The sequence below is a fragment of the Bacillus sp. SORGH_AS_0510 genome, from assembly GCF_030818775.1.
Taxonomy (GTDB): domain Bacteria; phylum Bacillota; class Bacilli; order Bacillales; family Cytobacillaceae; genus Neobacillus.
The window spans coordinates 3616993-3641709 of the sequence record NZ_JAUTAU010000001.1; the positions used below are offsets into that span (position 1 = coordinate 3616993).

26 protein-coding genes and 2 pseudogenes are annotated in these 24717 nt (G+C 36.7%); 8 read left to right on the plus strand and 20 right to left on the minus strand.

Annotated features, from left to right (window positions below):
• Positions 1-84: 84 nt before the first annotated feature.
• Positions 85-510: a CBS domain-containing protein gene (locus QE429_RS18450; RefSeq protein WP_307289084.1), complete on the minus strand. Its 426-nt coding sequence runs from the start codon at positions 508-510 to the stop codon at positions 85-87.
• Between the two features lie 192 nt (positions 511-702).
• On the opposite strand from QE429_RS18450, the gene QE429_RS18455 reads away from it, so the two are divergent.
• The gene (locus QE429_RS18455) at positions 703-1062 is read left to right on the plus strand and encodes a YugN family protein (protein ID WP_307289085.1); all 360 of its coding nucleotides are present in this window, start codon (positions 703-705) and stop codon (positions 1060-1062) included.
• 41 nt (positions 1063-1103) lie between these two features.
• On the opposite strand, the gene QE429_RS18460 is transcribed toward QE429_RS18455, so the two are convergent.
• The 8 genes and pseudogenes from QE429_RS18460 to cyoE form a co-directional block, all read right to left on the minus strand.
• Positions 1104-2279, minus strand: a complete 1176-nt coding sequence (locus QE429_RS18460; protein WP_307289087.1) for a GNAT family N-acetyltransferase — start codon at positions 2277-2279, stop codon at positions 1104-1106.
• A gap of 110 nt (positions 2280-2389) precedes the next feature.
• Entirely contained in the window at positions 2390-2854 is a 465-nt protein-coding gene (locus tag QE429_RS18465; RefSeq protein ID WP_307289088.1) for a DUF420 domain-containing protein, read from the minus strand.
• A 102-nt stretch (positions 2855-2956) separates the two neighbouring features.
• Complete coding sequence (gene ctaG, locus QE429_RS18470; protein ID WP_307289090.1) at positions 2957-3865, minus strand: cytochrome c oxidase assembly factor CtaG; 909 nt, start codon at positions 3863-3865, stop codon at positions 2957-2959.
• A gap of 144 nt (positions 3866-4009) precedes the next feature.
• Positions 4010-4345 carry a cytochrome c oxidase subunit IVB gene (gene ctaF, locus QE429_RS18475; protein WP_307289092.1) on the minus strand — a complete coding sequence of 112 codons (336 nt, stop codon included), beginning with the start codon at positions 4343-4345 and terminating at the stop codon, positions 4010-4012.
• A gap of 4 nt (positions 4346-4349) precedes the next feature.
• A pseudogene (locus tag QE429_RS18480) lies at positions 4350-4977 on the minus strand (cytochrome (ubi)quinol oxidase subunit III).
• Complete coding sequence (gene ctaD / locus QE429_RS18485) at positions 4977-6848, minus strand: cytochrome c oxidase subunit I (protein WP_373463210.1); 1872 nt, start codon at positions 6846-6848, stop codon at positions 4977-4979. Before ctaD ends, QE429_RS18480 begins: the two are co-directional and overlap by 1 nt.
• Positions 6849-6879: 31 nt before the next feature.
• Positions 6880-7941 (minus strand): cytochrome c oxidase subunit II, encoded by a 1062-nt coding sequence (coxB, locus tag QE429_RS18490; protein ID WP_307289093.1) that lies wholly within the window; start codon positions 7939-7941, stop codon positions 6880-6882.
• A gap of 125 nt (positions 7942-8066) precedes the next feature.
• Complete coding sequence (gene cyoE / locus QE429_RS18495) at positions 8067-9005, minus strand: heme o synthase (RefSeq protein ID WP_307289095.1); 939 nt, start codon at positions 9003-9005, stop codon at positions 8067-8069.
• A gap of 518 nt (positions 9006-9523) precedes the next feature.
• Between cyoE and QE429_RS18500 the strand changes: the two genes are divergently transcribed.
• Positions 9524-10432: a COX15/CtaA family protein gene (locus QE429_RS18500; protein WP_307289096.1), complete on the plus strand. Its 909-nt coding sequence runs from the start codon at positions 9524-9526 to the stop codon at positions 10430-10432.
• 30 nt (positions 10433-10462) lie between these two features.
• Here the strand turns inward: QE429_RS18500 and QE429_RS18505 are convergent, their stop codons facing one another.
• Both QE429_RS18505 and QE429_RS18510 read right to left on the minus strand, forming a co-directional pair.
• Positions 10463-11674 carry an FtsW/RodA/SpoVE family cell cycle protein gene (locus QE429_RS18505; protein WP_307289098.1) on the minus strand — a complete coding sequence of 404 codons (1212 nt, stop codon included), beginning with the start codon at positions 11672-11674 and terminating at the stop codon, positions 10463-10465.
• A gap of 346 nt (positions 11675-12020) precedes the next feature.
• Positions 12021-12302: an Fpa/YlaN family protein gene (locus QE429_RS18510; protein ID WP_307290881.1), complete on the minus strand. Its 282-nt coding sequence runs from the start codon at positions 12300-12302 to the stop codon at positions 12021-12023.
• A 168-nt stretch (positions 12303-12470) separates the two neighbouring features.
• On the opposite strand from QE429_RS18510, the gene QE429_RS18515 reads away from it, so the two are divergent.
• Positions 12471-12968: a peptidyl-prolyl cis-trans isomerase gene (locus QE429_RS18515; RefSeq protein ID WP_307289099.1), complete on the plus strand. Its 498-nt coding sequence runs from the start codon at positions 12471-12473 to the stop codon at positions 12966-12968.
• Between the two features lie 54 nt (positions 12969-13022).
• Here QE429_RS18515 and QE429_RS18520 read toward each other — a convergent pair.
• Positions 13023-14352, minus strand: a pseudogene (locus tag QE429_RS18520) (PhoH family protein).
• Positions 14353-14563: 211 nt separating this feature from the next.
• Here QE429_RS18520 and QE429_RS18525 point away from each other — a divergent pair.
• On the plus strand, positions 14564-15157 hold the full coding sequence (locus tag QE429_RS18525; protein WP_307289101.1) for a YhcN/YlaJ family sporulation lipoprotein: 594 nt from the start codon (positions 14564-14566) through the stop codon (positions 15155-15157).
• A 179-nt stretch (positions 15158-15336) separates the two neighbouring features.
• Here the strand turns inward: QE429_RS18525 and QE429_RS18530 are convergent, their stop codons facing one another.
• Positions 15337-15792, minus strand: coding sequence for a pyridoxamine 5'-phosphate oxidase family protein (locus tag QE429_RS18530; RefSeq protein WP_307289103.1), 456 nt, complete (start codon positions 15790-15792; stop codon positions 15337-15339).
• 172 nt (positions 15793-15964) lie between these two features.
• Here QE429_RS18530 and QE429_RS18535 point away from each other — a divergent pair, with 172 nt between their 5' ends.
• Positions 15965-16165, plus strand: coding sequence for a YlaI family protein (locus QE429_RS18535; RefSeq protein WP_307289105.1), 201 nt, complete (start codon positions 15965-15967; stop codon positions 16163-16165).
• 207 nt (positions 16166-16372) lie between these two features.
• Here QE429_RS18535 and QE429_RS18540 read toward each other — a convergent pair whose 3' ends face one another.
• From QE429_RS18540 to typA, 3 genes are read right to left on the minus strand one after another with little or no spacing between them, the layout of a single operon-like run.
• A complete protein-coding gene (locus QE429_RS18540; RefSeq protein ID WP_307289107.1) occupies positions 16373-16666 on the minus strand; it encodes a hypothetical protein in 294 nt (97 codons plus the stop codon).
• Positions 16667-16680: 14 nt separating this feature from the next.
• Complete coding sequence (locus QE429_RS18545; RefSeq protein WP_307290883.1) at positions 16681-16989, minus strand: YlaH-like family protein; 309 nt, start codon at positions 16987-16989, stop codon at positions 16681-16683.
• 26 nt (positions 16990-17015) lie between these two features.
• On the minus strand, positions 17016-18854 hold the full coding sequence (typA, locus tag QE429_RS18550; RefSeq protein ID WP_307289109.1) for a translational GTPase TypA: 1839 nt from the start codon (positions 18852-18854) through the stop codon (positions 17016-17018).
• Between the two features lie 189 nt (positions 18855-19043).
• Between typA and QE429_RS18555 the strand changes: the two genes are divergently transcribed.
• A complete protein-coding gene (locus tag QE429_RS18555; RefSeq protein ID WP_307289110.1) occupies positions 19044-19229 on the plus strand; it encodes a YlaF family protein in 186 nt (61 codons plus the stop codon).
• Between the two features lie 197 nt (positions 19230-19426).
• On the opposite strand, the gene QE429_RS18560 is transcribed toward QE429_RS18555, so the two are convergent.
• Positions 19427-20224: an inositol monophosphatase family protein gene (locus QE429_RS18560; protein WP_307289112.1), complete on the minus strand. Its 798-nt coding sequence runs from the start codon at positions 20222-20224 to the stop codon at positions 19427-19429.
• Between the two features lie 275 nt (positions 20225-20499).
• Positions 20500-20694, minus strand: a complete 195-nt coding sequence (locus QE429_RS18565; protein WP_066066363.1) for a hypothetical protein — start codon at positions 20692-20694, stop codon at positions 20500-20502.
• Positions 20695-20874: 180 nt separating this feature from the next.
• Here QE429_RS18565 and QE429_RS18570 point away from each other — a divergent pair, with 180 nt between their 5' ends.
• The gene (locus QE429_RS18570; protein WP_307289116.1) at positions 20875-21507 is read left to right on the plus strand and encodes a YktB family protein; all 633 of its coding nucleotides are present in this window, start codon (positions 20875-20877) and stop codon (positions 21505-21507) included.
• Between the two features lie 240 nt (positions 21508-21747).
• On the opposite strand, the gene QE429_RS18575 is transcribed toward QE429_RS18570, so the two are convergent.
• Together QE429_RS18575 and QE429_RS18580 are read right to left on the minus strand one after the other, a co-directional pair.
• A complete protein-coding gene (locus tag QE429_RS18575; RefSeq protein ID WP_307289118.1) occupies positions 21748-22017 on the minus strand; it encodes a UPF0223 family protein in 270 nt (89 codons plus the stop codon).
• Between the two features lie 42 nt (positions 22018-22059).
• Positions 22060-23019: an NAD(P)H-dependent flavin oxidoreductase gene (locus QE429_RS18580; RefSeq protein WP_307289121.1), complete on the minus strand. Its 960-nt coding sequence runs from the start codon at positions 23017-23019 to the stop codon at positions 22060-22062.
• Positions 23020-23229: 210 nt separating this feature from the next.
• Here QE429_RS18580 and QE429_RS18585 point away from each other — a divergent pair, with 210 nt between their 5' ends.
• Entirely contained in the window at positions 23230-24702 is a 1473-nt protein-coding gene (locus tag QE429_RS18585) for an aminotransferase class I/II-fold pyridoxal phosphate-dependent enzyme (protein ID WP_307289123.1), read from the plus strand.
• Positions 24703-24717: the final 15 nt, after the last annotated feature.

Genomic DNA, 24717 nt, shown 5'->3' on the forward strand with positions numbered 1-24717 from the left:
TATCAAATATGTCTGATTAATGAATAAAAACAGGTACACATTGCACCTGTTTCTTTTAAAAAATCTATTCTCAGTATAATAATTTTAGTGTTGAGCACCGCGCTCAGAAATTTCGGTTAACGCCAATTTAGCTTGGTCATCTGTTAGTTCCCGAATGGCAAAATCACCAAGTGAAACGATCCCAATTAATTTATCCCCCTCTACCACGGGTAAGCGACGGATTTGGTGCTCAGCCATTAACTTTGCAGCCTCTTTTGATGTGGAATCAGGAGATACGGTCACAAGATTGTTACTCATGATATCTTCTACCTTCGTTGACCCTGGATGCTTTTCGGCAACCCCCCTAACCACAATATCACGGTCTGTGATCATGCCAACAATCTTTTCTTGATCAACAATTGGTATTGCGCCTACATTTAAGTCTTTCATTTTAAGTGCTACTTCGTACATATTATCTAGTAAAGTGCAGCACTCAACATTGTCTGTCATAATATCACGGATTTTTTCCATTCATTTTACCCTCCATGTTTTCAATTATACTCATAACCATAATTTAGGTTTTCCAATCAAGAATGTTTTATTCGATGAATGAATTCATTGCAAGTTGAAACATTTTCAACTATTATTAAAATGAATTATATTTGCTATAATACCAATAGAGGAAATATAGGGGTTAGCAAGCGTCATTAGGAGGGATTCATAATGAAATTCGAGAATACGGGTATTGAAAAGTTAAAAGCAGATTTAAACCGTTTAGATGAGGTAATGACTGATTACGGTTTAGTTCGCGCAGGTCAATGGGATTATGAACGTGTTACATACGACCGCAAGTTTGAATTAAAAGAGGGGGTATTTTACCTTCGTGTGCAAGGGTATTCAGTCGAAGGAGATGTTGATACTTTCAAAGCAACGATCCAACTGATGACACCATTATTAGGTAAACATTACTATCCACATGGTGTAGAGTATGGTGAAGGAGAAAACTTCCCATCCTCACTTGTAAATCAGTGCAAAAAAATTCTTGAAAGCATTAACGCAGAAGTTAGTAAATTTGCATTGTAATATAAAAAAGAGGCTGACTCATAAAGTTAGCCTCTTTTATTTTAGAAAAAGTCATAGAATGATGATTGGATATTTGGCACTACCTTTTCAAAATGCAGTATTTCTTCTTCTTTCCCTTTTAAATATCCCATTTGGTAAAGCTCTATTGGACGTTTATAACCAAAAATAATTGCAGACAACTCGTTAATGGTTAAATGAATTCCCCTTCTTGGCGGCTGAACACACTGACTCCCACTCTTTTCTTTAAATACCTTTATTTGTCCTTTCCCAATCAAATAGGTACCATTATTCCATGGGGCAAAAGTGTCTTCTAAATGAAGGAATACAGATTCAGATCCCATATTAAACGTAAATCTATTTAAGCATTCCTCTACATTCACAATCCTTGCCATAAAATAAGGCTGTAATTCCATACTTACCTTCGGTTGTTGGATAAAATATGGGAAAGGATCGTGAGCTGGAAGGGTAAGAGAGACTTTCTCAACCATAGAGTCATGCTGACAGATAAAATTCCAAAGGCCCACTCTTGCTTCAGGGTTAAGAGATATCCATTCTTCTACATCCATTTTTCTATCTTTCACCTTATAAAGGATATATCCTTTTGCTTGATTGGAAGAATTGTAGAAAACAGCCATCTGTGAATCATTATCAATCACATGGTTCATCCACCATTCTGAAGTACGTATTAGCATACCCTTGAATTGATTACTATATGTTTGATAGATGTTATAAAGCTCCTCATGAATTTCTTCCTTAGAATATCGAATTACTTTCCCTGACTGTAGTGAAAGAAAAGTTAAATGCCTTTTATCAAGAGACACCTTTTTAATATCGTTTAGTATCTCCCATCCAAACCTTCGATAAAAGGTAAAATCAAAGGGATGAAGGAAGGAAACAATTTGACCCTCTGCCAGCATTTGTTTCAAGGCTTCAGTTATTAGTGAGCGTACATACCCATTCCTTCTGTATTCCGGATATGTTGCAACGCCGGCAAGACCACCCATTTTCCACTCTTCACCATTCATATTAACCCTAAGCGGTATGATATGTAGCTTTGCAGCAAGCTTTTCTTGTTCTAATACCCCAAGTATTTTATGTCGCTTTAACATTTCTTTTCTAACAGGAATGCGTTCTTCAGCTATCTTATATTGAAAAGCATACTCTGATAATTTTAATGACTCCAGAAAATAATCTTCAGTTAATATCTTTAAATCCATGTAATTTCCCCCTTTTCACAATAGACATATTATTATTATTATAAGATGTTATCGAGTAAAAGGGGAATATTCTAAAAAAAGAAAAAAGAGTGCCAATTTCGGCACTCATTTTAAAACCCAAGAATAGCTTTGATCATTGAGGTGGTTTCTCCACCACGATAAAAAACATATAACAATAGGTAAACTGCTACACCCGTTATTCCAGTAAAGAACCATATGATACTCGTAACAGGCCCTAGTTTCCGATGTAATGCAAGATTATTTTTATATCCTGTTGTTAAGGATACAATACCGAAAACAGCTCCAACAGTAGCTAAAGTAATATGAAATACTAAGAACACAGTGTAATAGATCTTAATATTGTCTGGGCCCCCGAAGGAGGTATTTCCTATAAAAATTGTTCTAGAAGCATAGATAATAAAGAAGATTAGTGCAAAAATAGCTGCAAAAAACATTGTTTTTTTGTGAGCTTCAATTTTTCTTTGTTTAATTTGCCACCAGCCAATGGCAACTGTTATGGCACTTAAAACAATAAAGCTCGTACTAATAGTCGGTAAAATTGGTAAGGAATTCATTTAAAGATCCTCTCTTTTATATTCATTCTACATAGTAGTGTAACCGTGAAATTATATTTTTTCAATCCATAACATCGAAAAACCCCCAAATCATTGGGGGAACTACTTAATCAGATTTGGATTTAAAGATTGATTCATTTCGCGTTTTGAATCTTCCTGATCTTTACGGTACCATTCAAAGAAAACCCGGCCTAGTATCACACCATATACGATTTCTTGAATAATTTTCATTATTACCCCGCCAAGACGTTGATCCTCGATTAATGACATAGAACTAAAAAGTTGAGGTCCACTTAAATTTAAACTTTCAAAATTTGCTGCCCCAACACATAATTTCATTACTTGTCCCCAAACATGAGGATCTGAATAGGTAGCATAGAGAGTATTATCAGCAAATATTATTAATGCACAGGCTGGAGTTAATAAAATTCCATCTGCAAAAATAAAGCCAACCTTCTTTAATCCATTTAATGTTTGATGACCAGGCATTTGATTTAATAAAGGCCACCACATGAAAATAGCAGTAAAAAATAAAATAATTGAATAACCAGCGTGCAACCAAATATTTTGCATGACATGATCAAAAATGATTGGAACATGATAAAAAGAAAACAGTCCATTAAAAACAATTAATGCAATAAGCGGTTTTGTAAGACTCTTAAACAAAGTATCAATAGTTCGAACACTGAATATTTTCTCCCACACCCAGTTGGGGATACTCAAAATGAAAATAGGGGGCACTACAAGGACTAACAATGCCATCTGAATCATATGAATATAAAACATGAGATGGGCTAGTATATCCAATGGTGAACCCTTGATAACATATAAAAGGACCATTGATAGCAAGAAAAGAAATTCTTGTTTTTTGGTAAGCGGCTCACTATTTTGAAAAATATTTGTTCTATACTTTGTAGTTAAGATAAAATACCCTGCCGTTAATAGAATTAAAATAAATAAAAAGTACGGGCTCCATAGTGCTTCAAATCCAAATATGTCTAATGTAAGCACCGAAATCACCTCAATGTTCATTGAAAGAATTATTGACTTTATTATACCCGTGGCAAATACGATTAGCAAACTAAGAAAACTTTCCAATTTTTAAAAAAGAAAATCGGCTTTAAGCCGATTTTCTTTTTTCTTATTGTCCTGGTTTTACCACCAGATAATAGTAGTAAAAGCTAGGATAGTTACGGCACCTACCAGCACTCCTGAATATAGGAATAGTGATGGAGCTTCATGTCCTTTATGACTCATATGCATAAAGTAATATAGTTGAAAAATTACTTGAACAACAGCTAAAAGGATAATAAAAGGTACAGTAAACCAAGCTGTAAATCCTTTAATTGCTACTGCAGCAAATGCGATAAGAGTTAAGAAAATCATAAGGGTAAACGACACCACTTGATATTTCATCTCTTCAGTATTTTTCCGACGACGATATTCAATGTCAACTCTTGGGTTTCCTGAATTTAATTGTTGATCTGCCATCAGTTTATCCCACCATTCCCATTAAATATACTACTGTAAAGATAAATACCCAAACAACATCGATAAAATGCCAATATAAACTAAATACATAGAATTTTGGCGCGTTGTATAGGTTTAGACCACGCTTTCCATTACGGAACATTAATGTTAAAACACCATAATAAACCGAAAGCAACGTGACCACCGTGAAAACCAACAAGCGTATAGAACGCAGAACCAAATGCACTACTTGTAAACTTATGTCCTTCATGAACATAATGACTAAATTCGTAAACCTCTAAACCTAAGAAGCCAGCGCCTAATAATGCCGTTAAACCAAGCCAAACCATCATTTTCTTGAAAGCGAAGTTTTTCATGTGATACATAGCGTATACACTTGTTAGTGAGCTTGTTAATAACAACATAGTCGCTACAAATGTTAATGGAAGTTCAAATAAATCTTTGGCAAGTGGTTGAGTAGAATCCCCCACTTTATCCTTTAAAGCTAAATAGGTTGCAAAGAGGGAGGCGAATAAAACCGTCTCTCCTCCTAAGAAGAACCAAAAACCTAAAAATTTATTTTTTGCTTCAAGGGTAGCTTTCTCCGGCGCAGCAGGCCATGTTTCATAAGTAAATTTTTCTTCAGCGTGCATTATGCCTTAACCCCCTTATCATCTTCATCCATAAGCTCTTCCTTGTGAATATGGAAACCATGATCGTCTTTAACGGAACGTACAAACATTGAACCAAATGTAATTAGTAAACCAATAATCATTACTGGAAGTGCCCATGCTACCTTATCTCCATGATACATCACACCAAATGCAGCAATGAATAGTCCTAAGGACATAACAAATGGAATAAAGGATGAATTCGGCATATGGATGTCACCTAGCGGTTCAGCAGGAGTCATACCCTTTTTACCTTCCATTTTTTCAATCCAGAATGCATCTAAACCACGAACAAGTGGAAGTTGTTTAAAGTTATAAAATGGTGGTGGTGATGGAATTGCCCATTCAAGCGTTCTTCCATCGCCCCATGGATCATTTCCTACACGTACATTTTTCACTGATGTCATAATAATGTTAATTAACATAATAATGACACCAAGACCCATGAATAAAGCACCAATTGAACTTACCATATTAGCTGTTTCAAAACCTTGACCTGGAAGGTATGTGAATACACGACGAGGCATTCCCCATAATCCTAAGAAGTGCTGGATAAAGAATGTCAAATGAAAACCAATAAAGAATAACCAGAAGGTAATTTTTCCAAGAGTCTCATTTAACATAGTTCCAAACATTTTTGGCCAATATAGGTGTGTTCCTGCAAAGATAGCAAATACAACACCACCAACGATTACGTAATGGAAGTGTGCTACAACAAAATAAGTATCATGATATTGATAATCCGCGGCTGCAGAAGCAAGCATTACTCCTGTTACCCCACCGGCAAGAAATGATGGAATAAAAGCAAATGCCCAATGCATTGGAGTCGTAAATTTAACACTACCACCCCACATTGTTAACAGCCAGTTAAAAATCTTAATCCCTGTAGGAACTCCAATTGCCATTGTCGCTACGGCAAAAATAGCATTCGCAACTGGACCTAAACCAGTTGTAAACATATGGTGTGCCCAAACCATGAAGCCTAAGAAACCGATTAATACGGTTGCAAATACCATGGATGAATATCCAAATAAGCGTTTTCTTGAAAAGATCGGAATAATTTCCGAGAAAATACCAAACGCAGGAAGTACAAGGATATATACTTCAGGGTGTCCAAAAATCCAGAAGAGATGCTCCCAAATTACTGTGTTACCACCTGCTGCTACTTCAAAGAAATTAGCTCCGAACATACGGTCAAACATCATTAATACTAGACCCACTGTAAGTGGAGGGAATGCAAATAGAATAAGTGCTGAGGTTACAAATGTTGTCCAAGTGAACAATGGCATCCTCATGTACGTCATACCTGGTGCACGCATATTAATAATCGTTACCAAGAAGTTAATACCACCCATTAATGTTCCAAAACCTGAAATCTGTAAACCTAAGATGTAGAAATCTACACCATGCCCCTTTGAAGCCATTGCAAGCGATGCATATGACGTCCATCCAGCATCAGGTGCTCCACCTAAAAACCATGAAAGGTTTAAGAATACTCCACCAAAGAAGAATAACCAAAAGCTAACGGCGTTTACAAATGGAAATGCAACGTCACGAGCTCCAATTTGTAATGGCATTACCGCATTCATAAATGCAAAAATAAGCGGCATTGCTGCTAAGAAAATCATTGTAGTTCCGTGCATGGTAATTATTTCATTAAATGCCCCTGCACTGACAAAATCATTGTTTGGTACTGCAAGTTGGATTCGGATAAATACGGCTTCAAGTCCGCCAATTAAGAAGAAAAATCCACCTGCAATAAGATATAGGATCGCGATTTTCTTATGGTCAACAGTTGTTAAAAAGTCCCATAAAGTCGCACCAAATCCCTTTTTTTGAGCATAGGTACTCACAATTTTACCTCCCTTTCAACCATTTCCCCAATTATTCCTGAACTTTTAAGCTCATTAAATATTCGGCTAACGCATCAAGCTGTTCATCATTCATTTGTGGATATTTTCCAGACATTAGATTACCTGGCTTGTATGCTTCAGGATTTTTAATCCAATTCTTTATTTCTGTTTTATTATGATCTAATATACCAGCAACACGTGATCTTTCACCGAAGTTTGATAAGTTTGGTGCGATACGAGCTGTATCTGGCATCTTATTAGCAGGTGTTACAGCATGACAGCCAATACAGCTTTTATTAAAGATTTCTTGACCTTGTGATGCTAGAGCGCCTGTTGCTTTTTGAGGCTCTTTTACATCTTGCATCGCTGTCACCCAAGCATCAAATTTGTCACGGCTGATTGCTTTTACTTTGAAGTCCATTAATGCATGTCCTGGTCCGCATAGCTCAGCACATTTTCCGTAGAAAAGGTTACCCGCGTCGTTTGCACGCTTGTCATCAAACTCTAACCAGAATTTATTGATGTTATCTGTATTGGTATCTAATTTACCACCCACTGCTGGAATCCAGAATGAGTGCTTAACATCCATAGATTTTAAATTGAAATAAACCTTTTCGTTTGTAGGAACCACTAATTCCTGGCTCGTCACAATCTTTTGATTTGGATATTCAAAATCCCACCAATATAAATGTGATCTAACATTAATAACAAGTGCTTTCGTGTTTTTCTTATCCATTTTATCCACATCAGCAAGTTTAAAAGTTGCTGCAACAGTTGGAACAGCTAAGATAAGAAGTAAAAGAATTGGTACAACAGTCCAAATGATTTCTAGGGTATGACTTCCCTCTACTTGCTTTGGAATCTTTTTGTCGTCTTTTCTACGGAAACGAACATACACCAAAACAAATATAATCATGACTACTACAATAACTCCAACCATGATTAAAGTACTTAACTTCATTAAATCATATTGCATGTCTGCAACTTCACCGGCTGGATTCAACGCGGAAACAAATGGTTTACCACATCCGGAGAGTACAAGCGCTATCATCGCAAACAACGAGACTAAACGCCATTTTGCAAGCATTTTCATAGCTTAATCAAACCCCTCTTTCACTTATAAAATTTCTAAATATATGATGCTTGGTCAAAGAAGTATGTAGGAGACTGACTCAAAAGGTATATCTCATACATTCGAGTCAGCCAAAGCAAGCAAAACTAAATTAATGTAACAATTACCATCGCCACAAAAATAATAGTTAAATATTGCAAAGAGTATACAAACATTAGTTTTGCCCACTTTATGTCATCTTTGATCCTATATCCATAAATCCCTAAAACCAGCCACCCTACATTTAGCAGAGTCGCAAGAATTAGAAATGGGATTCCTAATTTAGTAAGAAAAAATGGGATTGGCAATAGTGCAGCTACCCAAATCAAAATATGAATTTTTGTTGTTTTAAAGCCTTTTACTACAGGAAGCATCGGAATACCAGCTGCTCTGTACTCCTTCACTCTTCTCATTGCAAGAGCATAAAAGTGTGGAGGCTGCCAAACAAACATTAGAACAAACAATGACCATGCCATAATATCCAAATTGGCATCAACTGCAGCCCAACCGATTAAAGGTGGAACAGCACCTGAGATACTGCCAATAATAGTATTAGAAACCAACTGACGTTTAGACCATAAAGTATATAGGACTACATAACTAAAAACTCCAAGCAGTCCAATAACTGTTGCAGTCATCGTAGTTAAGAATAAAAACAGTGTTCCCAGTCCAATGAGGAAAATACCTAAAGCAAGAACTCTACTTGGTATTACTTTACCTGTTACAGTAGGTCTTCCTTTTGTTCTCTCCATTAAATGATCAATATCCCGATCGACATAATTATTTATTGCACATGAACCCGCAATAATCAGTGAAGAACCCGCTACCGTATAAAATACAATATCAAGGTTTCCTAAAAAGCTTTGACCTGAGAAATGTAATGCAAGCCAAAGACCTGTAAAAGTAGTAATTAGATTGGAATTAACAATTCCTATCTTTATTAGTGCCATAAAATCTTTCCATACTGAGGTTTTTTCTATGTTAGAATGTAGGCTTGCAGCACCATTGTCGATGGATGGTTCTCCAAAAGCCTTTGGGTTAGACATATCTTCTCCTCCTAATCCTTCATAACAAATATTCACCATTTAGGTGATAACAATACTTACTAAAATTACCGTCTATTCTTTTTACAAAAAATTAGGGATAATCAGGTTAAATATTATACCATATTGACTATATAATGAAACGAAAAAGCAGTGATTCAAAAAACACTTTCTCTGTATATTAAATCACACTTTTTGATATTTTTGTGAATTTTTTTCGAATAATTTTTGACCAAATTGTGACACACCCAAATTTATAGAAAAAAACCGCTATATATAGTTCTATCAAACACTATCCAAAGTTTCAATAGTTTTCACTATAATAATAGTAGAAAATATATATTATACATTTCCCTTTTTCTGTTAAAAAACTTCTCTAAAAATCTGTGCTTAAAAACTGTTCATTTTCTACTTTATTCGTTATGATAAATAGGGACTTTTTATACCATGTTACTTTTTCATTCATTATACTGTCAGGATTATCCAATGACAAATTTTTGAACTATTTATGAGGTGATTTTTTGCGACGCTCTTTAAAGTGGTTAGCGGTTGCAACCACAATTGGAATGATATTGGTTTTAATCGGCGGAGCTTTAGTGACCAAGACGGGCTCTGGAATGGGGTGCGGAAGATCCTGGCCTTTATGTAACGGCAAATTTGTTCCGTTAGATATTACGCCCGAATTAGTCATCGAGCTTGCCCATCGTCTCGTTTCCGGTGTAGTTGGAATTTTGGTGCTTGTTCTATCCGTTTGGTCGTGGAAGGCGATCGGTCATATTAGAGAAACAAAGTTTCTTTCGTTTCTATCTTTCTTCTTCTTATTGTTACAAGGGTTAATTGGCGCTGCAGCGGTGAAATGGGGTCAATCAAGTTTTGTGCTTGCACTTCACTTTGGAATTTCTCTTATTTCTTTCGCATCTGTTTTTTTGTTAACACTTCTTATTTTTGAAATAGACAAGAAATTCGAAGCAGACAAGCTTAAAATTGATAAAAGAATGAGCTTCCATATAATAGGTTTATCTATTTATAGTTATCTTGTCATTTATACAGGTGCCCTAGTCAGACATACAAAATCAAGTTTAGTTTGTTTGGATTGGCCTTTATGTAAAAATGATAGCCCCGCTCTCCCTTCTGACATGTGGGAATGGGTACAAATGGGTCACCGGGTAGCTGCAGGGTTAATATTTATCTGGATTGCATATGTCTTATTGATCGTTATTCGTAACTACAAACATCAAAAAGTCATTTATTGGGGTTGGATCATTGCCTTTATCCTCGTCTCTTTACAAGTCATTGCAGGCGCATTTATTATTATTAGTAGACTCAACTTATATATCGCGCTTCTCCATGCATTCTTTATTACCTGCCTGTTTGGAGTCTTAAGTTATTTTCTTCTACTTTATTCTCGCTCTAAGAGGAACCATATATAAAAAAGTTGCCGGTTATACCGGCAACTTTTTTTATTGTTGAATATAGAATACGTTCCCATCTTGTGTACGTTGCTTTTTATCGATCACTTGTTTATTTTTATATTTTTTCTCATATTTCACAAACATTGAAACATTCACAAGTATTCCTGTAGCTGCTCCAAGCATTAGTAGAGATGATCCCCCATAACTAATGTATGGTAACGGAACTCCCGTTAAAGGAATTAAACCCGAAACCCCAGCGAGATTAATAAACGATTGAATTCCGATCATACTAGAAATTCCAATAGCGAGCAGACTACCAAAGGGATCCTTACACTGTAAACCTATATAAATTCCGCGTAAGACCACATAAGCTAATAGAAAAATGACAAAACCTACTCCCCAAATTCCTAACTCCTCTGCAATTACTGCCATGATAAAGTCTGTATGTGATTCTGGTAAGTAGCCAAGTTTCTGAATACTTTTCCCCAATCCTAAACCGTTAATGCCTCCGGATCCAATCGCTATGTAAGAGTTGGCTAAATGGAACCCCGCATCCTTTACATACTTTTCTGCAAAAGGATTCTCTAATACCTGAAAACGACTCTTTTGCACATCAGAAAAAAAATCTCCGCCTTTGGCAATAAGAATGGGAAGGGCAAGAATTAAAACCATAAGAAATAATTTTCCCATTGTCTTCATATTCATCCCTGAAGAGAAAACAATTGTCCCTGCAATAGCAGCAATAATAAATGCTGTACCAAAGTCTGGCTGTGCACCTATTAGCACACACACGATGAACAGATAAACTAATGGAGGAAGAACACCTTTATTAAATTGATTGATATATTCTTGTTTTTTTGCATAGACGGCAGCTAAATAAATGATAACTGCAAGCTTTACAAATTCCGATGGCTGGAATAAGAAAGTTCCAATTGCGTACCAGCTTTGTGCATTATTCTTAACTTGTCCAAATACAAAAATCCCAAGTAGCAGTGCAATTGAACCTAAAACCATTGGAAGCTGAAACCATTTTGTAAATTTCATTATTTTATATGGAACAATGGCTGTGAACAAAAAGATAGCTGCAAACCCCAACAAAAATATTTTCTGTCTTTGGTAGAAAAAATCAGGGCTAACTTGATACCGTTGGACCGCATAAGCCATACTTGCACTATAAATCATAACTAGTCCAAATGTGCATAAAAGAATGATGGCAATGATTAAGGTGTAATCATAGGATTTCAGTATTTTTTTTACCATATAAGACGTCCTCATTTTATAATTGTCGATTAATTACACTCTATTATAATAGAAAATGGTTATGATTACTTTAAGAAAAAAGAATTTGTTACAACATTTTAATATAAAGCTCTGTAAAACTTGCCTGTTGATTTCCTCTCCGGATGCTTCGCTTTCCGTGGGCGTTTCGGCGAGCCTCCTCGGAGAAACGCGCCTGCAGGGTTTCCCCTGACCCGCACTCCCACAGGAGTCTTCGCACCTTCCGCTCCAATCAACAGGTTTTCAAATCAAGAATGTTCTTTAACACATACTAATACAAAAAAACAAAAACTCAAACAATATTTGTGATTGTCTGAGTTCTTTAAGATTATTTTCTTAAGGATGCATCGTGCAGCGCTGATAGTTCTCTTTCTAATTTATCTAAAATCGCTTTTCCATCCCTAACATCTATTAAGCCCAATCGAACAGCAAAGTCTATTTCTCTTGATAGGCCAAACATTTGTGTATCCAATACCTCTTCATAAAGTGGGCATTGAGGCATCGTGAGATTGTCCATTTGCACTTTGATAAGCTTCAATATCTTTTCAGCGTCAGCCTGCAATAAGGCATAGGCTTTTTCTTGGTGATTCACGATCATTTCAGACGCCAACATTCATCCCCCCATTTCAGAGCGATAATTCAACTTATCTATAAATTTTACCGTTTACAGTGGAAAATTGCAAGAACAATGAAGGTTATTACAAAATGGTATTCTGTTTATGACTTTCTTATAAAAAAAAGCTATACTTAATAGCGTAGACTTTAGGGGGTATAGTTGATGGAAAATATCATGACGATTTCTGGTAACGCGAAATATACTATTACACTTGATCCAGGTGTTTGGATTTTTGATGATAGACGGATTGATTTAACGACTTATTTTGGAACGAAAAAAGCAAACTCTGATTCAATTGAAGAATACACCAAAGCGGTTTCCAAACATTGGGATCGCGAAATTATGGAAGGGGCTGTATTCCCTCCAACATTAAAATCAGAGAAAAAATTTGAAAAAGAAAAAGTATTAACAGGAACGTTTGGTATTTTTTTAAAACCTTTCTTGTTGAATGCTGAGCCTGCTAGCGACGCCCAAACATTGGTCATTCATACTCAAAATAAGGAATATGAATTCTCATTAGAAGAAGCCTATGATTTAATTCTAGGATTTTCAAAAGAAGGTAAACCACTATCATCTGATGGACCCGTTCATGTATACTTGGGGGATGGCTCAAACCAAGATCACCCTATTAAACATGTTACTGGATTTACAATAAAATAAGACGGGTGCCATTTGGCGCCCGTTTTTTTTACAATGGCTATAATAACAAGGTCTTTATAATAGATCTGCTGCAAGTCGGGCCAGACCTGAACGCTCCCCTTTTAATAGTTTTACATGACCAGAAATAACTTGGTCTTTAAACCTTTCAACTACAAAAGTTAAACCATTGTTATAGGCATCTAAATATGGATGGTCAATTTGTTCCGGGTCTCCCATTAATACAATTTTACTTCCCTCTCCTACCCGGGTTAAGATGGTTTTCACTTCATGCTTGGTTAAATTTTGGGCTTCATCAATAATGATAAATTGCTTCGGTAGACTTCTTCCTCGAATATAAGTCAAAGCCTCCACCTCAATTGAACCCATTCCTGCTAATATTGCATCCAGTTCACCAGGCTTTTTCGTGTTAAAAAGATATTCTAAATTATCATAGATCGGCTGCATCCACGGTCTAAGTTTTTCTTGTTTTTCCCCAGGTAGAAAACCTAAATCCTTACCCACTGGTACAATCGGGCGTGCGACTAATAATTTTCTTATATTCTCTAAAGTCCTCTGTTTGCATCAATCCGGCAGCAAGGGCTAGTAATGTTTTCCCAGTACCTGCTTTTCCTGTTAAAGTTACAAGCGGTATATCCTTGCGCAATAATAATTCGATTGCCATGGTTTGTTGGACATTACGTGAGTGAATTCCCCATACATGCTCTTGATTTAACGTTAATTTTTTTACTTTTTTACCTGTTTTGTCAACCATCCCAATTGCTGAGGCTGAACCTCCGAGAGCATCCTTCATAATGAGAAACTGGTTAGGGTAAAAAGGATGATTAGCAATTTCTGAATGGTTTAATTCACCCTTCTCATAAAAGCGGCCTAATAATTCTAATGGTAGAAAAAGCTCAAAAAATCCTGTATAGATATGATCAATTTCTACAACACGGTCATTGAGAAAATCTTCAGCAGCAAGGCCAATCGCATCCGCCTTTACTCTGACTAACGCATCCTTACTCACTAGAATAACAGGTTTACCATCTTCCTTTGTTTGTTCCTCTAGGAATAAATTCTTTGCTACAGCTAGAATTCGATTGTCATTCGTTTTTTCAATAAAAATATCTTGAAGTTCATGAAATGTACGATGATTTAATTCAATTCTTATCGTTCCCCCATTTTCAAGCGGGATTTTCTCGTGGAGCTTTCCTGAGGCTCTAAGGCCATCAATTAATCTAGATACATGCCTTGCATTTCTCCCAATCTCATCCATGTATCTTTTCTTTGAGTCCACTTCTTCTAGAACTACTGCAGGAATAACAACTTCATTATCTTCAAAGGAAAAAATGGAATACGGGTCTTGCAGCAAGACATTTGTATCTAACACGTATATTTTACTCAAAGCGACGCCTCCTGCTTACTTGATGTCGGGTTTGTTAAGTATGTCAACAATCCCTTTTGATAGATTGGACTTTGGTAAAATATATGTTTATTGGTATAAAGATAGAAGATATTCCGCACAATAATTGTTAATGAACAACTTAGCTTGTATAAAAGAATTTAGCTATCACTGCATAACTTACCTTTTATTTGCTACTTGGAGGTGTGGTTGAATGAAAAAAATCGTAATGACTATTGCGATAAGCTTGGTCCTAGCGGGATGTACTACTGATAAAAATAAAGAAACAGCAAAAAATGCTAATCAATCCTTAGTAAAAGTAAAAAACAGCTATATTGAAAATGTCGACCGAAAAACAGGGCAGGAAATTTCCAAACGTTTGGTTGAATTGGCTACAAGTATTCCAAATGTGAATGATGCAACCGCAGTGGTATTAGGAAAATATGCGATTGTTGGTATAGACGTCAATTCTAAAATTGATCGTTCTCAAGTTGGGTCAATCAAATATTCAGTGGCTGAAAGCTTGCGTAAAGACCCATACGGAGCCAATGCAGTGGTTGTAGCAGACGCCGACACAATGACCAGATTAAAAGAAATACAGGCAGATATCAATAAAGGTAGACCCATACGGGGTATCATGGAGGAACTTGCTGATGTTGCAGGGAGATTGATGCCTGAGGTACCTGGTGACTTAATTACGCCAAGTCCAAAAAACTCTACCGAGAAGCCAAAGAAAAAACTTCCACAGAATAAGGAAAACAAGTTAGATAAGGAACAAAACGATCAATCTAATCATTATAAAGAATAATAAGAAAAGCGGAAGCGCCTTGGTCAGCCCCGACAGGCAAATGTTCTTCTGCAAGAAAACGCTCTTTGACTTTACTTGCAGAAGGTTTTTTGACCCGAGGGGTTAGGCGCTGGAGCTGGACAATTCTCGAGGTCTAATTTTATACATTCTTATTCTGTAGAAAAAGCTTAGGATTTCTCCTAAGCTTTTTTCATTGCTTCCATAACTTGATTATCTAACTTTTGTGCCGCGTTTTTATCATATGTTTTATCATATTCTACTTCTGACACAATTTTTGATCCATAAAACATAACATCTCTTACTTCATTGATTGATACTTCTACCAAAGCAAGCTTTAATGGTACTTCTTCCAATCTTTCAACTTTGACCTGCGCTTCCCCTTGGATAGAATATGTAGATTCATTTGCAATAAGGTTAATGACTACCTTGTTATTTCTATTGATGTTCTCCAATATCCTCGAACGGTTATCTACTGAAAAATAGATTGTGTTTTCATTCTTTGCCAGCACCCAAGAGATAGCACTTACATTAGGTCCTCCTGTTTCATGATCAATTGTTGCTAGCGTTACAAATCTTTCTTTTTGCAATTCCTCATATAATGGTCTGATTAGCTTTTGTTCCACTTGATTCGGCATTTCTTACAACCCCTTTAGTTTGTCCTTGTTCTGTATTTAACAGATAATCTCATATTACTACTATCCCTTTTTTGGTTCAACTTTAACCAATTGGATTACCCGTCGGTATTCTATCATGGTATACTATAATTACAAACACTCTAATTTATGAAAGATTTGATGAGGTGCCGTCATGCGGGTAAAATGTGTAATATGCGATAAAATTGAATCAATTGATGATGAATCACCAATAGCTAAAAGACTTCGCAATCGTCCAATCCATACATATATGTGTAATGACTGTAGTGAAAGAATTGCCGAAAGAACTAATGCCCGAATAGATACAGGTAATTTTCGCTTATTCAAAACAAAATCTGAGAAAGACGATTGGTAATTAGAAAAGCGCAATCGCCTTGGTCAGCCCCGACAGGCAAATGTTCTTCGGCAAGAAAAGTCGCTCTTTGACTTTACTTGCCGAAGGTTATTTGACCCAAGGGGCGAGGCGCTGAAGCTAGACAATTCTCGAAGTTGAATTTCACACCTTCTTATTTTGTAATAAAAAAAACGCTTGCCCCATCTATTAATGGAGCAAGCGTTTTTTTTAATCTTCAATTGGGTAATTCTCATATTTCTCTGGCTCTTGATTGATTTGATTCAACATAATCTCAATCAATTCACGCGAATAACGTACCTTTTTTGTTTCCTCACCTTGTTGATAAGTAACATAGTACATGACAGCGTCCGTAGTCGTTTCTATGATAGAAACATGATGCTGATTAGTAAGCATCTCGTCAAAAAAAGCCAAAGTTTCTTGTGCAGCAGTGTCATCAGGACGTGCATCACAGACAACTTTAATCGTAAGCCAATTATACAGTGCATCCTGTAAGGATTTCATTCTTTAAACCCCCGTTATTTCGCTTCAGCTTGATGCTTTTTTGATTGGTGCAGTCGGATTTTATAAATAACCAACAATAATGCAGCTGCACCTAACCCTTCAGCAATTGGAAGGGCATATGAAAAAAATAACATAAATACGCATCCAATACAGAGGCTGATATAAATTACTATGTTTTTCAAAAGAGGCAGTTTTTTTGCAAATCCTAACCGGTAAACAATCACTGACAAAATAACAATGAATAAATATTGTAGGAATACACCTGTTTCTATATCATTTGTCAACTGAATAAAAAATCTCAAACTTGGGGAGAAGGATTTCAAATCTTCCACAGCGTGCACCTCTTTAATTAACTTAATTCAGCAACCTTTTTCTTTTTAGCAGCTCTTTCACGTTCATTTTTATCAAGGATTTTTTTACGAAGACGAATTGATTCTGGAGTAACCTCACAATATTCGTCATCATTTAAATATTCTAATGACTCTTCTAATGTCATGATACGCGGTTTTTTAATAACAGATGTTTGGTCTTTGTTAGCTGAACGAACATTTGTCGCCTGTTTCATTTTTGTAATATTAACAGTGATGTCATTTTCGCGAGTGTTTTCGCCAACGATCATCCCTTCGTAGATTTCCGTACCTGGTTCAACGAAAATTGTTCCGCGGTCTTCTATTTGCATGATACCATATGTTGATGCTTTTCCTGATTCCATTGATACAAGTACACCTTGGTGTCTTCCACCAACCTGACCTGACAACATTGGCTGGTAGCTATCAAAGGTATGATTAATAATTCCATAACCTCGAGTCATTGTTAAGAACTCAGTTGTGTAACCAATTAATCCTCGTGCTGGTACGTTAAAGATTAAACGAACCTGACCTGAACCATTGTTAATCATGTCTATCATTTCGCCTTTACGGGCACCAATTGATTCCATTACTGAACCAGTATGTTCTTCCGGTACATCAATTTGAACTCTTTCAACCGGTTCACAGCGTACACCATCAATAACTTTAACGATAACTTCTGGTTTTGAAACTTGGAGCTCGTAGCCTTCACGACGCATGTTTTCAATTAAGATTGATAAATGAAGTTCACCACGACCAGAAACGATCCATGCATCTGGTGAATCAGTGTTTTCAACACGTAAGCTTACGTCTGTTTGCAATTGAGCGCGTAATCTTTCTTCAATCTTTCTTGAAGTTAGATACTTACCTTCTCTGCCTGCAAACGGACTGTTATTTACAACAAAAGTCATCTGTAACGTAGGCTCATCGATTCGTAGGATTGGTAGTGCTTCCTGATGTTCAATTGGACATACAGTTTCACCAACATTTATATCTTCCATACCTGAAACAGCGATCAAGTCGCCGGCTACAGCTTCTTGGATTTCTTGTCGTTTTAATCCAAAGAAACCAAAAATTTTGGTCACACGGAATTGCTTAACTGATCCATCTAATTTCATCAATGCTACTTGTTGACCGACTTTCATCGTACCGCGGAAAACGCGACCGATTCCGATTCTGCCAACATAATCATTGTAATCAAGAAGGGCAACTTGGAATTGCAATGGATCTTCACGATTGTCAACTGGGGCAGGGATATATTCAACGATAGCATCATACAAAGATTGCATATTTTCATCTTGCTTTTCTGGGTTAGTACTTGCTGTACCATTAATTGCTGAAGCGTAAATAACCGGGAATTCCAACTGGTCTTCAGTTGCTTCAAGTTCGATAAACAAATCAATCACTTCATCGATTACCTCTGCTGGTCGAGCGAAGTCACGGTCAATTTTATTAACAACAACAATTGGAGTTATTTTCTGCTCTAAAGCCTTTTTAAGAACAAAACGTGTTTGTGGCATACAGCCTTCATAGGCATCGACAACAAGTAAAACACCATCAACCATTTTCATAATACGTTCTACTTCGCCACCAAAGTCAGCGTGTCCAGGTGTATCTAAGATATTAATGCGAGTATCTTTGTATTGAATGGCAGTATTTTTTGCCAGGATGGTAATACCACGTTCTCTTTCCAAATCATTGGAATCCATTGCACGTTCTTCGACATGCTCATTGCTACGGAACGTACCAGATTGCTTTAACAATTGGTCAACCAACGTTGTTTTTCCGTGGTCAACGTGAGCAATAATTGCTATATTACGAATATCTTCTCTTATTTTCAAAAAAATCCCACTCCTACCTATATTCTAAAAATAAAACTATTTATAGTTTCCCATATACAACTAAAACATTATACCATAATTAAAGTGGAAACCTATAAGCATTTTATTGTAGAATAAAAAATATAAGGTAAACACACGAGTCAAACAGCTATTGATCTGTTCCACGACTTGAAATAAAGGGGTAATAAAATGAACCAAATTAAGTGGCCAATGCTTGTATATGCCATTCTTGCCGCAGTATGTATCATGGGAATTGGAATCGCAATCGGGGAACAAAGCATTATAGGAGCTATTCTCTGTGTAGTTGGATGCTTTGTCATTATGGGCTTGGGATTTAAAACTAAAAAGAAATTGCGTGAAGAAGGAAAATTATAAATAAGAAAAGCGCAAGCGCCTTGGTTAGCCCCGACAGGCAAATGTTCTTCGGCAAGAAAAGTCGCTCTTTGACTTTACTTGCCGAAGGTTATTTGACCCGAGGGGCTAGGCGCTGGAGCTGGACAATTCTCATAGTTCAATTTTATACTTTCTTATTTTGCAAAAAAGAAGCCGAAGAGGCTTCTTTTCTGCTTTAATTACCATTTACCATCTTTTAAATAGTCATTTAAGATGGTTTGGTGTAATCCTGGTTTTGCAGTGAACAATGAATCCTTAGAAAGAAAATCCAGTTTTTCTCCTCTTAAATTGGTGACGATTCCACCGAGTTCCTCCACAATAACCGCTCCTGCAGCAAAGTCCCATGGCGATAACCTCATGGACATATAAGCATCCACACGCCCAGTTGCAACGAAGACCATTTCGAGCGCAGCTGTTCCATATGACCGTGTTCCCCTTGCATCTCTGACCAGTGGTATCAATAAATTATGGTCAATCCGGTGGTTTTTCATTACCCAGGTAGCATTAAGTGCAATAATGGAATTCTGCACGGTTGTTTCTTTTAAAGATGGTATTGGCTTATCATTTATAAATGCACCATGTCCTCGTTTTACATGATATAGCTCATCATGAACTACGTCATAAATCAGTCCAATTATTCCAACGCCGTTTTCGTACACGCCCAAGGAAATGGCAAAATTCCTTTGTTGATGGACAAAGTTCATCGTTCCATCTATCGGGTCAATCAGCCATACTACTCCATCTAGTGTCTGGAGTTCGTCACCAAAACCTTCTTCTCCCATTATTTTATGACTAGGATAGACCTCCCTAATTTTCTTAATAAAAAATTGTTCAATTTCTTTATCAATATTTGTAACGAGATCATTCTGGTTTGTTTTTGTCTGGATATTTAACGTCTTATTAAAGGATAATCGAATAGTCTCTCCAGCTTCCATTACCCATTGCTTCGCATGAGTATACACTTCGTCCCAGTTCATTATTTACCTCCAATGATCTTATTTTTCCAATGTATGTAGTATGAATCATGGTCATAAAATTGATGTACTTATAGCTTAATCAAATTGGAGACACACAGCAACTTTAACACTCAGTATGGTAAAAGTTCAATGAATCACACATAAACGCAATAATAAACGAACCCCCTTATCAATTTACGGAGTTCGTTTAGGTAAATCCCACCAGTCTTCTTTTTCTGTCCATTCTTTTATGTTTCCCCTTAGATAAAAAAGTACGGAGAGTCTAAAAAGTGCTGTTATAGAGCCTTTAATCGTAATAATTCTTGACGAATTTTCTCTAGCTTTAGTTTACATTCTTTCATCTTCTTTTCATTCTTTTCCTCAATTGCCTCAAACAATGTAGCTAACTCATAATCCATTTCTAGTCTTAAGACAGCTGTTCTTTCCTTTTCCCCTGCTTTTTTCAATGATGTATTCATAAGTTGTTTCATCTTTCTTCTCCCCTTCCCTTTTTTATTAACTTATTTTTCATAATTTTTTTTACTGTATAATATGAGTCTGCTTGATATGTTGCAACAAATATGTGCTTTCACCTAGAAGAGCAACAAACTTCTTGTATTTTCGTTACTATGCTACAATAAGTGACAAATGGCTGTTGGAGGTTTAAAGGAATGGATTTTAAAGGATTTACACAAGAGGATTTTGATGTCTTTTTAATAGATGGATTAGAACCGCGTATGGAGGCTCTTAAGGGGATCATTCGTCCAAAATTAGAAGAACTTGGCCAATATTTTGCTCCTACCTTATCAGCATTGACCGGGGATGAAATGTTTGTTCATGTTGCAAAACATGCTAGAAGAACCATTAATCCTCCGAAGGATACGTGGGTTGCTTTTGCTAATAATGCTAGGGGCTACAAAATGCTGCCACATTTTCAGATTGGGCTTTGGCAAACCCATTTATTTATTTGGTTTGCAGTCATTTATGAAGCACCGTCAAAAAATACGATTGCAGAGAGATTCCTAAAGAAAGCAAACAAAATATATAAAGAAATACCAAATGAATTTGCATGGTCACTTGACCATATGAAACCAGATACAGTTAAACACGGAGATCTTTCCAAGACAGACCTGAACGGCATTTTTGACAGACTGAAGAATGTAAAAAAAGCTGAATTACTTTGTGGGCTTACGCTAGACAAAGAAAAGGTCATTGAAATAGGTGCAGAAGGACTAATTCAACAAATTGAGAAAGTGTTCCAAACAGTTGCACCTCTATATAAACTTGCTCAAGATATTAAATAATTGGCTGTGTTAAAGAACAGTGTTGATTTTTACACACTGTTGATTGGAGCGGAAGGTGCGAAGACTCCTGTGGGAGTATGGTTCAAGGAGACCCCGCAGGCGCGTTTCTCCGAGGAGGCTCGCCGAAACACCCACGGAAAGCGAAGCACCTGGAGCGGAAATCAACAGGCAAGTTTAACAGAGCCAAATAATTAAGAAAAGCTCCCAAGACAACTGATGGTCTTGGGAGCTTTTAATTTTCTACATTTTTATTTTGTCACCTGATGAGGCTTCTTTGGCTTTTTTTATTGTTCGATAGGAAGAATAACCACTTATCTCTTCGAATTCCCCACAAACAGTCTTTTCTTCAGCAATACTTGGAACTATTTCCTTAAAGCGACGATAGACTTTCATTAATTCATCGCGCTCAATTCCCTTTTCATATGCTTTTTCTATGGCCTCAAAGAATTTGATCACATCAACAATCTCATCTGTCGACCAACTGTAATCAATTGGGTATTGATACTCCATTATTTCACCTTCTAACTTATTTCACTAAAGTGTATGATACCTTTATTTTCCCCATTTTGCACGAATTTCTTCCGCTTCTCTAATCATTCGTTCAAATAGTTCACTTACCGATGGTACATCTTTAATGAGTCCCATGACTTGGCCAGCCCAAGCAAAACCTTCATCAACCGAACCCTCATATATGTATCGTTTGTTTGCATTCCCACTAATTAAATCCTTTAGTTGCTCATACCCACCATTATTTTTCTCCACATGAAGAATCTTTTCTGTCCAACTATTCGCTATTGCTCGCGCTGGAGCCCCAAGTGTCCTCTTTATCACAACTGTATCTGATTCTGTCCCTTCTACTAACCTTTGCTTATACAGTTCATTTGCATGAACGCATTCTTTTGTAGCAATAAATCTTGTTCCCATTTCAATTCCCTCTGCACCTAAACTAAGAGCCGCCATTAACCCCCTGCCGTCTCCAATCCCACCGGAGGCAATAACCGGAATGCTAACAGCATCTACTACTTGAGGAATTAATACCAAGGTTCCAATATCATCCCTTCCCAAATGGCCGCCACCTTCCTGTCCAACCACCATCACTGCATCAGCACCTAGTTCTTCCGCTTTTACAGCCTGCCTCCTTGCAGCTACAAGAACCAATGTTTTAATTTTAGTTCCTTTTAATTGCTCAAATATTGGAGCTGGGTTTCCCCCTGTCATAGAAACAACTGGAACTTCTTCATCAATAGCAACCTGTAAAAAATCTGAAAATGGTCGTCCATGTTGGCCAATTGCAAAGTTTACTCCAAATGGATTGTTAGTTAACTGCCTTACTTTTCGTATCTCTTCTCGAAGTTGATCTGGAGAATTTAAAGACATCGCAGTAATTTGACCGAGCCCACCTGCATTTGAAACAGAAGCGGCTAATTCCGAGTAAGCTAAATACGCTAAACCACCTTGGATAATAGGATATTTTATACCTAAAGTATCAGTAACTCTTGTTTTCCAATTCACTTAAATCCCCTCCTAAATGTTTATTAATTGTTATTTCGTCTTAAAAGGTTAAATTTCCTCTCTTAATGGGAAACTAACTTGAAGTAACAAATGAGGACAGCGAAAATTAAATCCTATGCAACATAAAAGAATAGTGCTATAATTCCTTTGTTTTATGTTTTTTATAGACTTGAACTTAAGAGTATTTCTTTATAAAGAGGTGTAGTTAGATTGTCACAAAATCAAACACCGTTATTTAGCGGTTTATTAGAACATGCCAAAAAAAATCCCACTCAGTTTCATATTCCTGGACATAAAAAAGGAGCAGGAATGGATCCTGAGTTTCGCCAATTTATCGGGGATAATGCCCTATCTATTGACCTTATTAACATTGGGCCCCTTGATGACTTACATTCACCTAAAGGAATGATTAAAAAGGCCCAGGAGCTTGCAGCAGAAGCCTTTGGTGCCGACCATACTTTCTTTTCCGTCCAAGGTACAAGTGGAGCTATCATTGCAATGGTAATGGCAGTTTGTGGTCCTGGAGAAAAAATTATTGTACCTAGAAATGTTCATAAATCAGTAATGTCTGCTATTGTTTTTTCTGGCTCCATTCCTGTGTTTATTCATCCAGAAATCGATAGAGAATTAGGTATATCCCATGGCATCACTCCAGAAGCAGTAGATCGAGCATTACAGCAGCACCCTGATGCGAAGGGCGTATTAGTTATCAATCCGACTTACTTCGGTATTTCTGGGGACCTAAAAAAAATCGTTGAAATTGCTCATACCTACAATGTTCCAGTTCTTGTAGATGAAGCACATGGTGTTCACATTCATTTTCATGACGAACTTCCACTCTCTGCGATGCAGGCAGGAGCTGATATGGCAGCTACCAGCGTTCATAAATTAGGCGGTTCCATGACACAGAGCTCCATTTTAAACGTACGGGAAGGACTTGTCTCTGCTAAGCATGTACAATCGATATTAAGCATGCTTACGACAACATCCACATCCTATTTATTATTAGCGTCTCTTGATACTGCCCGAAAACAATTAGCAACAAAAGGGAAGGAATTAATTGATCGTACAATCAAATTAGCTCAATCAACCCGTAAGAAGATTAATGAGATTCATCATATTCGTTGTATTGGTGAAGAAATTTTGGGTTCCAATGCCACTTTTGATTTTGACCCGACCAAATTGATTATCTCAGTGAAAGATTTAGGATTAACAGGCTATGATGTAGAAAAATGGCTTCGAGAGAAACATAACATCGAAGTCGAATTATCTGACCTATATAACATCCTTTGTATTATCACACTGGGCGACACAGAAACAGAAACAAATCTATTAGTGAATGCCTTAAAGGAATTGGCAGAAGAGTGTGAACATCGATCAGTTAAGGTGGAACCAGTAGAAGTTCTTTTACCGGAGATTCCTGTCCTTGCATTAACTCCTAGAGATGCCTTTTATGCAGAGACTGAAGTGATTCCATTTGAAGAGTCAGAAGGTAGAATTATTGCAGAGTTTGTTATGGTATATCCGCCAGGTATTCCAATTTTTATTCCTGGTGAAATTATCACAAAAGAAAACTTGCATTACATTAAAGAAAACCTTGAGGCTGGCTTACCTGTCCAAGGCCCAGAAGATGATGAAATTAAAACTATCCACGTTATAAAAGAGTACAAAGCAATAAAATAAGATAAAAATGAAGGC

Excerpts from the sequence above, each read along its gene's own strand:
- QE429_RS18525 (WP_307289101.1), top strand. The coding sequence starts at position 14,564 with ATGAAAAAAATCGTAATGACTATTGCGATAAGCTTGGTCCTAGCGGGA.
- cyoE (WP_307289095.1), bottom strand. The coding sequence starts at position 9,005 with ATGTCTAACCCAAAGGCTTTTGGAGAACCATCCATCGACAATGGTGCT.
- coxB (WP_307289093.1), bottom strand. The coding sequence starts at position 7,941 with ATGAAAATGCTTGCAAAATGGCGTTTAGTCTCGTTGTTTGCGATGATA.
- QE429_RS18555 (WP_307289110.1), top strand. The coding sequence starts at position 19,044 with ATGAACCAAATTAAGTGGCCAATGCTTGTATATGCCATTCTTGCCGCA.
- QE429_RS18455 (WP_307289085.1), top strand. The coding sequence starts at position 703 with ATGAAATTCGAGAATACGGGTATTGAAAAGTTAAAAGCAGATTTAAAC.
- ctaF (WP_307289092.1), bottom strand. The coding sequence starts at position 4,345 with ATGGCAGATCAACAATTAAATTCAGGAAACCCAAGAGTTGACATTGAA.
- QE429_RS18535 (WP_307289105.1), top strand. The coding sequence starts at position 15,965 with ATGCGGGTAAAATGTGTAATATGCGATAAAATTGAATCAATTGATGAT.
- QE429_RS18565 (WP_066066363.1), bottom strand. The coding sequence starts at position 20,694 with ATGAAACAACTTATGAATACATCATTGAAAAAAGCAGGGGAAAAGGAA.
- QE429_RS18505 (WP_307289098.1), bottom strand. The coding sequence starts at position 11,674 with ATGGTAAAAAAAATACTGAAATCCTATGATTACACCTTAATCATTGCC.
- QE429_RS18515 (WP_307289099.1), top strand. The coding sequence starts at position 12,471 with ATGGAAAATATCATGACGATTTCTGGTAACGCGAAATATACTATTACA.
- QE429_RS18560 (WP_307289112.1), bottom strand. The coding sequence starts at position 20,224 with ATGAACTGGGACGAAGTGTATACTCATGCGAAGCAATGGGTAATGGAA.
- QE429_RS18570 (WP_307289116.1), top strand. The coding sequence starts at position 20,875 with ATGGATTTTAAAGGATTTACACAAGAGGATTTTGATGTCTTTTTAATA.
- QE429_RS18450 (WP_307289084.1), bottom strand. The coding sequence starts at position 510 with ATGGAAAAAATCCGTGATATTATGACAGACAATGTTGAGTGCTGCACT.
- QE429_RS18575 (WP_307289118.1), bottom strand. The coding sequence starts at position 22,017 with ATGGAGTATCAATACCCAATTGATTACAGTTGGTCGACAGATGAGATT.
- QE429_RS18465 (WP_307289088.1), bottom strand. The coding sequence starts at position 2,854 with ATGAATTCCTTACCAATTTTACCGACTATTAGTACGAGCTTTATTGTT.
- QE429_RS18460 (WP_307289087.1), bottom strand. The coding sequence starts at position 2,279 with ATGGATTTAAAGATATTAACTGAAGATTATTTTCTGGAGTCATTAAAA.
- QE429_RS18540 (WP_307289107.1), bottom strand. The coding sequence starts at position 16,666 with ATGAAATCCTTACAGGATGCACTGTATAATTGGCTTACGATTAAAGTT.
- QE429_RS18530 (WP_307289103.1), bottom strand. The coding sequence starts at position 15,792 with ATGCCGAATCAAGTGGAACAAAAGCTAATCAGACCATTATATGAGGAA.